We start from the raw sequence: 8019 nt of genomic DNA, 5'->3' as shown, positions 1-8019 counted from the left end.
CACCGAGGCGCTGCGCCAGGAGATGATCCTGGCCCGCCACCCGGTGGCGGTGACCACGGTGCACCCCGGCGGAGTCAAGACCGCGATCGCCCGCAACGCCACCGTCGCGGAGGGACTCGACCGCGACCAGCTGGCCAAGCTGTTCGACAAGCGGCTCGCCACGACCAGCCCGGAAAAGGCCGCTCAGGTCATCCTCGACGCGGTCCGCAAGAAGAGGGCCCGGGTGCTGGTTGGCAACGACGCCAAGATCCTGGACCTGATGGTGCGGGTGGCGGGCCCGTATTACCAGCAGGTGTTCGGGCGCGTGATGGGCCGCTTGACGCCCAAGGTCTGACGCCTCCACCGCCGAGACTGCGCTCAGCGCGCCCGATCACGGCCGAAGCACGCACTGAGCGCAGGCTCGATGGTCGAGCAACAGTGTCTAACGGCCTAGCGGGTGTTCGGCCAGCCAGCCGCCGGCCACCGCCTGCGGGTCGGCGCCGCCGGCCACCTGCCGGCGCATGTCGGCCAGGGCCGCGGTGTCCAGCACGCCGGCCACCTCGTTGATCGCCAGCAGCTGCCGGTCACTCAACGCGTTGCGACGATACAGCGGCACCACGTTCTCGGCCCGGATGAGCGCGGGTTTGCCGTCGGCCAGCGCCACCAGGTCGGTGGGACTGGCCGGGTCGGCGGCCGTCGTCCACCCAGCGGTCAGCTGACCGGCGCGCACCGCCGCGAAAAGTGCTTCCCCCGAAGGGAATTGGCGCGCCGCGGGCAGCCGGCAGGAATCCACCGCCGCGGGTGCCCGGAATCCGTCGACGGCGCCGATCACCAGCCCGTCGCAGTGCTTGGGCAGCGCGCTCAGATCCGCGGTGAGGTCATGGCCACCCCAGGCCCGGGCGGTGGCTCGGGTGACCAGCAGCACGGGCTTGTCGTCGGCCGCGGTGGTGTAGTCGCCGGCCAGCACGCCCTCGGGCAACGCGGCGATCATCGCGCGGTAGACCTGCGCGTCGGACATCGCCACCGCGCCGGGCTGCAACCGCTGCAACGTCTGGCCGGTGAACGCGGGGACGACGGTGAACGCGCCCGAGTCCAGCTTCGCCATCGGGTCGGCGTCGGCTGCCGGTCGCGCCCCGAAACCATACGACCGCAGCGCTGCCACGTAGATGCCCGCCAGCAGCGCCGAATCGGCGTCGGGCCGGGATCCGACCACCAATTCCGGGGCGGGCCGGCGCCCGGTGTGGATGCCGCAGCCCGCCACCGCAAGCAGCGCGGCCAGCAGCAGCGCGGCCAGCCTGATCACACGGAGGTGTCTGCGGCGATCGCGACGGCGGCGGCGACAGCTTGCCCGACGCGCGGGTCCAGCGGGCTCGGGACGATCCGGTCGATCGCGAGGTCGTCGCTGACGACGGAGAAGATCGCCTCGGCCGCGGTCACCATCATCTTCTCGGTGATCCGGCGCGCCCCGGCGTCCAGCGCGCCGCGGAACACCCCCGGGAAAGCGAGCACGTTGTTGATCTGGTTCGGGTAGTCGCTGCGGCCGGTGGCCACCACGGCCGCGTACTTGGCCGCGACGCCGGGGTGGATTTCCGGGTCCGGGTTGGACAGCGCGAACACGACCCCGCCGGGCGCCATCGTGGCGATCAGCTCCTCGGACACCACGCCCCCCGACAGCCCGAGGAAGACGTCCGCGCCTTCGAGCGCTTCGACGAGGCCGCCGCTGAGGCCGTCCGGGTTGGTACGCCGCGCGAGATCGACCTTGACGCTGTTCATGTCCTCGCGCCCGCTGTGCAGGATGCCGCGCGAGTCGAGCACCGTGATGTCCGAAACGCCCGTCGTCAGAAGCAGATTCGTGCACGCCACCCCCGCGGCGCCGGCGCCCGAGACCACCACCCGCAGCGACGACATGTCGCGGCCCAGCAGCTTGCTGGCGCCCATCATCGCCGCCAGCACGACGATCGCGGTGCCGTGCTGATCGTCGTGCATCACCGGGCAGTCCAGCGCCTCGATGACCCGCCGTTCGATCTCGAAGCAGCGCGGGGCGGCGATGTCCTCGAGGTTGACGGCGCCGAACGTCGGCCGCAGCCGCACCAGGGTTTCCGCGATCTCGTCGGGATCCTTGGTGTCGAGCACGATCGGGATCGCGTTCAGGCCGCCGTACGCCTGGAACAGCGCGCACTTGCCCTCCATCACCGGCAGCGACGCCTCGGGCCCGATGTCCCCCAGGCCGAGCACCGCGCTGCCGTCGCTGACGACCGCGACCAGCCGGTTCGACCAGGTGTAGCGGGCGGCCAGGGTTCGGTCGGCGGCGATCGCGCGGCAAACCTGCGCCACGCCCGGCGTGTAGGCGATCGACAGGGCGCGCTGGGTGTCCAGCGGCGCGCTCAGGGCCACCGAAAGCTTCCCGCCCACGTGCGCATCGAAGATCTCGTCGTCTCCGATGGCCATCGGCGGATGCGGGATTTCTGGCATCGCATCAGGGTAAGGGCTGACCATTAGTAGGCCTAATTTCCGCTGGGGCCGCCGGCTAGATCAGGCCCAGCTCCGTGACCGCGTTGCGCTCGTCGGCAAGCTCGGCGGTCGACTTGTCGATCCGGCCGCGGGAGAACTCGTCGATCTCCAGGCCGGTCACGATCGTCCAGTTGCCGTCTTTGGTGGTCACCGGGAACGACGAGATCAGGCCCTCGGGCACGCCGTAGGAACCGTCGGAGACGACCGCCATCGACACCCAGTTGCCCTCCGGGCTGCCGAGCAGCCAGTCCCGGGACGCGTCGATGGTCGCCGACGCGGCCGACGCGGCCGACGACGCGCCGCGGGCGTCGATGATCGCGGCGCCGCGCTTGGCGACGGTCGGGATGAAGTCGTTCTCGATCCATGCCTGGTCGCCGACGACCTCGGCGGCGTTCTTGCCGCCGACCTCGGCGTGGAAGATGTCGGGGTACTGGGTCGCGGAGTGGTTGCCCCAGATCGTCATCTTCTTGATGTCGGTGACGGCGGCGCCGGTCTTGCGGGCCAGCTGGGTGATCGCGCGGTTGTGGTCGAGGCGGGTGAGCGCGGAGAACCGCTCCTTGGGAATGTCGGGGGCGTTGCTCATCGCGATCAGCGCGTTGGTGTTGGCGGGGTTGCCCGTCACGCCGATGCGCACGTCGTCGGCGGCGACGGAGTTGAGCGCCTTGCCCTGGGCGGTGAAGATCGCGCCGTTGGCCTCCAGCAGGTCGCCGCGCTCCATGCCCGGGCCGCGCGGGCGGGCGCCGACGAGCAGGGCCAGGTTCACGCCGTCGAAGATCTTGTTCGGGTCCGCGCCGATCTCGACGCCGGCCAGCAGCGGGAAGGCGCAGTCGTCGAGCTCCATCACGACGCCCTCGAGCGCCTTGAGCGCCGGCTCGATCTCCAGCAGCCGCAGCTCGATCGGACGGTCGGGCCCCAGCAGCGCGCCGCTGGCGAGGCGGAACAACAGGCTGTAGCCGATCTGGCCGGCGGCGCCGGTGACGGCGACCTTGACTGGACTTGCGCTCACGTCGAAGTGCTCCTTATGGAGAAGATCGGGATTTGTGTCGTGCTCGAAACTAGCGCACCCCGGTAGGCGCGAAACCTCCGGTCCACGGCCGCCGCGGAGTTTTCACGTCGTGTTTCACCAGGACGCGTAGCATTGAGCACCGCTTATCGGCCTGCGCTGCGATCGGAGGTGGGGGTGTTTCCCGGACCTGACGCGTTGCCCGAGGTGCTGCGACCGCTCGCGCGCGAACCGCAGGAGCCGCAGGCACACCCCGTCGAGCAGCCGCCCCACGAGAGCCTGGTCGACTGCGCGGTCTACGCCGAAGGCCACCGGCTGCCGGGGAAGTTCACCTATGCCGCCGCCCTCAACCGGGTGCGGCAGATCGAAATGCTGGGCCACGAGGCGTTCGTCTGGGTCGGCCTGCGCGAGCCGAACCCGGCCGAGATGCAGGACGTGGCGGACGTGTTCGGGCTGCACCCGCTGGCCGTCGAGGACGCCGTCTGCGCGCACCAGCGGCCGAAGCTGGAGCGCTACGACGAGACGCTGTTCCTCGTCCTGAAGACCGTCGCCTACGTCCCGCACGAATCGGTGGCCGCCGCGCGCCAGATCGTCGAAACCGGCGAGGTGATGATCTTCGTCCGAAAGGACTTCGTGGTCACCGTCCGCCACGGCGAGCACGGTGGGCTGTCCGAGGTGCGCAAGCGGGTGGAGGCCGATCCCGAGCAGTTGCGCCTGGGGCCGTACGCGGTGATGCACGCCATCGCCCACGAGGTGGTGAACCATTACCTCGAGGTAAGCCATCTGATCGAATCCGATATCGACAGCATCGAGGGTTTGGCGTTCGCCCCGGGCCGCAAGCTCGACGTGGAACCCATCTACCTGCTCAAGCGCGAGGTCGTCGAGCTGCGCCGGTGCGTCAACCCGCTGTCGGGGGCGTTTCTGCGGATCCAGCAGGAAAACAAGGACCTGATCTCCAAAGAGGTGCGGCGCTACCTGCGCGACCTCGCCGACCACCACTCCGAGGCCGCCGAGCATATCGCGAGCTACGACGACATGCTCAACTCGCTGATCCAGGCGGCGCTGGCCCGCGTCGGCATGCAGCAGAACAACGACATGCGCAAGATGGCGGCCTGGGCCGGCATCCTGGCGGTGCCCACGATGGTCGCCGCCATCTACGGCATGAACTTCCATTTCATGCCCGAGCTGAACTGGACGTGGGGCTACCCGGGGATCATGGCGTTCATGGCCCTCTTCTGTCTGGTCCTGTACTTCCAATTCCGCCGCAACAACTGGCTCTAGGCCTATTCCGCCGAGCAGACGCGAAAGCCCCCAATTCGTCGGCGTGTCGGGGGCTTTCGCGTCTTCTCGGCGAACCGTGACTCAACCCGGTTGCGCCGCGGGGCGTTTCGGGTCCAGTACGTCGACGCCGTCGTTGCGCCACGCCTGCCGCATGGCCTCGGCGCCCTTGAGCCGCACCCACGCGGCCTCGGTCGCGGTGATCGGCGTCGCCGACAGGAACTGCACCGGGTCGCGGGGCGGGTCCAGCGGCAGGTCACCGATATCGCTGTGGCCCAACAACACGGCGGTGAACGGCACCCGCCCCGTCGGCCACGCCCACAACGGTGAGCCGAGGTCGATCAGGGCATCGGCGACCAGCACGATGCCGTCGACGGCCGGGGTGGCCGCCAGCACCGCCAGGCTGCGCGCGATGCCCGTGGCGGGCCCGGGATCCCGCAGGCGCAGGACGACCTCGGCGCGGGGGCCGCGCTCCCGGTCGGCGGCCATTTCGGTCGGGTCGGTCATCGGATGGCGCGAGCACCCCAACGACACGTAGTGCACCAATCCGCCGCTGCGAAACCGCAGCACCTCGATGGGCTCGGTGCCCAGGAATGTCACGCTCGCAGAGTCAGGCTCGCCCCCGGCGAAATGGGCGCGCAGATGCGCGCGCACCTGGTCGGGGATCACTCGGCGTCAGCCGGCGGGATCGTCAGGTTAGCCCCGGTGTCGGCGTCGAATACTGCCACCTTCGTCGTGTCGAGAGCCAGCTCGACCGACTGCCCCACCGTCGCCTGCGACTCCGCCGAAACCCTTGCCACGAATTGGTTTTCGTGCACTTCGCCCTCGGCCTCCAGCTCGTCCAACTGGGCCGCGTGCACGGCGGGATCCGCGGTGGTGAAGTACACGTACTTGTCGGCGCCCAGGGATTCGACCAAGTCGACCTTCACCTCGAAGGTCAGGGCCCGGATGCGCTGGTAGCCGTCGATCAGCGCGGCGTCGGCCAGGTGCTCGGGCCGCACCCCGACGATGACGTTCTCCGGCCGCTGGTGCCGCCCGATCACCTGCTGCACCTCCGGCGCCAGCATCACCTCGCCGAAGGACAGCGTCAGCCCGGTCGGCGTCAGGCTCGCGGGAAAGAAATTCATGGCCGGTGATCCGATGAACCCCGCGACGAAAAGGTTAACGGGGCGCTCGTAAAGCTCGTCGGGAGTGCCGATCTGCTGCGCCACACCGCCGTGCATCACCACCACGCGGTCGCCCAGCGTCATGGCCTCGGTCTGATCGTGGGTGACGTAGACGGTGGTGGTGCCCAATCTGCGCTGCAGCCGGGCGATCTCGCCGCGCATCTGCACCCGCAGCTTGGCATCCAGGTTGGAAAGCGGTTCGTCCATCAGAAACGCCTTGGGGTGACGCACGATCGCCCGGCCCATCGCGACCCGCTGGCGCTGCCCGCCCGACAGCTGGGACGGCTTGCGGTCCAAAAGCTCGGTCAGATCAAGGGTTTTGGCGGTCTCCTCCACCTTCCGCGCGATATCGGCCTTCTTCATCTTCGCGAGCGTTAGCGGAAACGCGATGTTCTGCCGCACGGTCATGTGCGGGTAGAGCGCATAGGACTGAAACACCATGGCGATGTCGCGGTCCTTGGGCGCCTTCTCGTTCATCCGTTCGCCGTCGATGCGCAGCTCGCCCGACGAGATATCCTCAAGCCCGGCAATCATGTTCAGCGTCGTCGTCTTGCCGCAGCCGGAGGGCCCGACCAGGATCAGGAACTCGCCGTCGGCGATGGTGATGCTCAGGTCCTTCACCGCCGCTGCGCCGTCGGCGTAGCTCTTGTGGATGTGCTCCAACACGATCTCGGCCATCGCGCTATCCCTTCACAGCGCCAGAGGTCAACCCGGCGACAATCCGTCGTTGGAAAATTAGAACAAAAACGATGATCGGGACGGTAATCACGACGGCTCCGGCCGCGATCGACCCGGTCGGCTCCTCGAATTGCGAACTGCCGCTGAAGTTCGCGATCGCCACCGGCGCGGTGATCGCCGCCTCGGTGGCGGTCAGCGACAGCGCCAAGAGCAGGTCGTTCCAGGCGAAGATGAACACCAGGATCGCCGCGGTCACCAGGCCCGGCGCCGCCAGCGGCACGATCACCTTGCGGAACGCCTGACCCGGCGTGGCGCCGTCCATCTTGGCCGCCTTCTCCAGATCCCACGGGATCTCCCGGAAGAACGCCGACAGCGTGTAAATGGCAAGGGGCAGCGCGAAAGTGATGTACGGCAGGATCAGGCCGGGCCAGGTGTCGAACAGGCCGAGTGCGCGTTCGATATTGAACAACGGGGTGACCAGCGAGATCGCCGGGAACATGGTGATCAAAAGGGCCGCCCCGATCAGCACACGTTTGCCCGGAAAGCTCAGCCGGGCGACCGCATAGGCCGCCATCGCGCCGAGCACCACCGCGATCGCGGTGGTGATCATGCCGATCCCGATGGAGTTGATCAGCGCCGAGGTGAAGAACTCACCGCGGAAGATGCCACGGTAGTTGTCGAGGGTCACCGACGACGGAATCAGCTTGCCGTCCTTGACCTTTGACGTCGGCTTGAGCGACAGCGACAGGATCCACAGCACCGGAACAATCGCATACACCAAGACCAGCGTGTCCAGAACGGCCCAAACGGCGGCGCGCCGAGCGCCCACCGGCTCACCGGCCATCGGCGTCACCGCCCGGTGCGGCGGCACCGAACACCTTGATGTAGACGAGCGCGATGATGCCCACGCAACAGAAGATCAGCACGCTGATCGCCGAGCCCAGGCCCACGTTGAAGCCCTTGAACAGGTTGTCGTAGCCCAGGATTGACACCGAGTCGGTGTTGTTGGCACCGTCGGTCAGCACGTAGATGTTGTCGAAGATGCGGAAGGCGTCCAGCGTCCGGAACAGCAGCGCCACCACCACTGCCGGCTTGATGATCGGCAGGATGATCCTGGTCAGCCGCCGCCACGCGCCGGCCCCGTCGACCTGCGCGGCTTTCAACAGGTCCTCGGGCACCAGCGCCAGCCCGGCCAGCAGCAGCAAAGACATGAACGGCGTGGTCTTCCAGACCTCGGCCAGCACGACGATGCCCAGCGACGGAATCTGTTGCGTCAGCGGGGCGCTGCCTTGCGGCAGCAGGTTGGCCAGGTAGCCGGTCCCCGGTGTCCAGGCGTAGTACCAGCTGTAGGACGCGACGACGGTGACGATGCCGTAGGGGATCAGCACCGCGGTGCGCACCAGG

8 protein-coding genes and 1 pseudogene are annotated in these 8019 nt (G+C 68.4%); 2 read left to right on the top strand and 7 right to left on the bottom strand.

Annotated elements, in window-relative coordinates:
- A pseudogene (locus VMD50_RS02955) lies at positions 1-334 on the top strand (acetoin dehydrogenase); the annotation flags it as partial.
- Between the two features lie 87 nt (positions 335-421).
- Here VMD50_RS02955 and VMD50_RS02950 read toward each other — a convergent pair.
- The 3 genes from VMD50_RS02950 to VMD50_RS02940 are packed head-to-tail and all read right to left on the bottom strand — an operon-like array spanning position 422 to position 3496.
- Entirely contained in the window at positions 422-1282 is an 861-nt protein-coding gene (locus tag VMD50_RS02950; RefSeq protein ID WP_325424701.1) for a glycine betaine ABC transporter substrate-binding protein, read from the bottom strand.
- Positions 1279-2451 carry an NAD(P)-dependent malic enzyme gene (locus VMD50_RS02945; protein ID WP_325424699.1) on the bottom strand — a complete coding sequence of 391 codons (1173 nt, stop codon included), beginning with the start codon at positions 2449-2451 and terminating at the stop codon, positions 1279-1281. Before VMD50_RS02945 ends, VMD50_RS02950 begins: the two co-directional genes overlap by 4 nt.
- 55 nt (positions 2452-2506) lie before the next feature.
- Positions 2507-3496, bottom strand: coding sequence for a malate dehydrogenase (locus tag VMD50_RS02940; RefSeq protein WP_325424697.1), 990 nt, complete (start codon positions 3494-3496; stop codon positions 2507-2509).
- A gap of 174 nt (positions 3497-3670) precedes the next feature.
- Here VMD50_RS02940 and corA point away from each other — a divergent pair, with 174 nt between their 5' ends.
- The gene (corA, locus tag VMD50_RS02935; RefSeq protein WP_325424695.1) at positions 3671-4774 is read left to right on the top strand and encodes a magnesium/cobalt transporter CorA; all 1104 of its coding nucleotides are present in this window, start codon (positions 3671-3673) and stop codon (positions 4772-4774) included.
- Between the two features lie 81 nt (positions 4775-4855).
- Here corA and VMD50_RS02930 read toward each other — a convergent pair whose 3' ends face one another.
- The 4 genes from VMD50_RS02930 to VMD50_RS02915 form a co-directional block, all read right to left on the bottom strand.
- Complete coding sequence (locus tag VMD50_RS02930; RefSeq protein WP_325424693.1) at positions 4856-5440, bottom strand: suppressor of fused domain protein; 585 nt, start codon at positions 5438-5440, stop codon at positions 4856-4858.
- Entirely contained in the window at positions 5437-6615 is a 1179-nt protein-coding gene (locus tag VMD50_RS02925; RefSeq protein ID WP_325424691.1) for an ABC transporter ATP-binding protein, read from the bottom strand. Before VMD50_RS02925 ends, VMD50_RS02930 begins: the two co-directional genes overlap by 4 nt.
- A 4-nt stretch (positions 6616-6619) precedes the next feature.
- On the bottom strand, positions 6620-7444 hold the full coding sequence (locus VMD50_RS02920) for a carbohydrate ABC transporter permease (RefSeq protein ID WP_325424703.1): 825 nt from the start codon (positions 7442-7444) through the stop codon (positions 6620-6622).
- A 4-nt stretch (positions 7445-7448) separates the two neighbouring features.
- Positions 7449-8019: carbohydrate ABC transporter permease (locus tag VMD50_RS02915; RefSeq protein ID WP_325424689.1), on the bottom strand; the 571-nt coding region annotated here is incomplete at its 5' end.

The organism is Mycobacterium sp. (assembly GCF_035506235.1).
Lineage (GTDB): Bacteria > Actinomycetota > Actinomycetes > Mycobacteriales > Mycobacteriaceae > Mycobacterium.
This window is presented reverse-complemented; position numbering and strand designations above follow the sequence as displayed.

Bases quoted from the DNA above. Each gene is read 5' to 3' on its own strand.
- VMD50_RS02925 (WP_325424691.1), bottom strand. From the start codon at position 6,615: ATGGCCGAGATCGTGTTGGAGCACATCCACAAGAGCTACGCCGACGGC.
- VMD50_RS02945 (WP_325424699.1), bottom strand. From the start codon at position 2,451: ATGCCAGAAATCCCGCATCCGCCGATGGCCATCGGAGACGACGAGATC.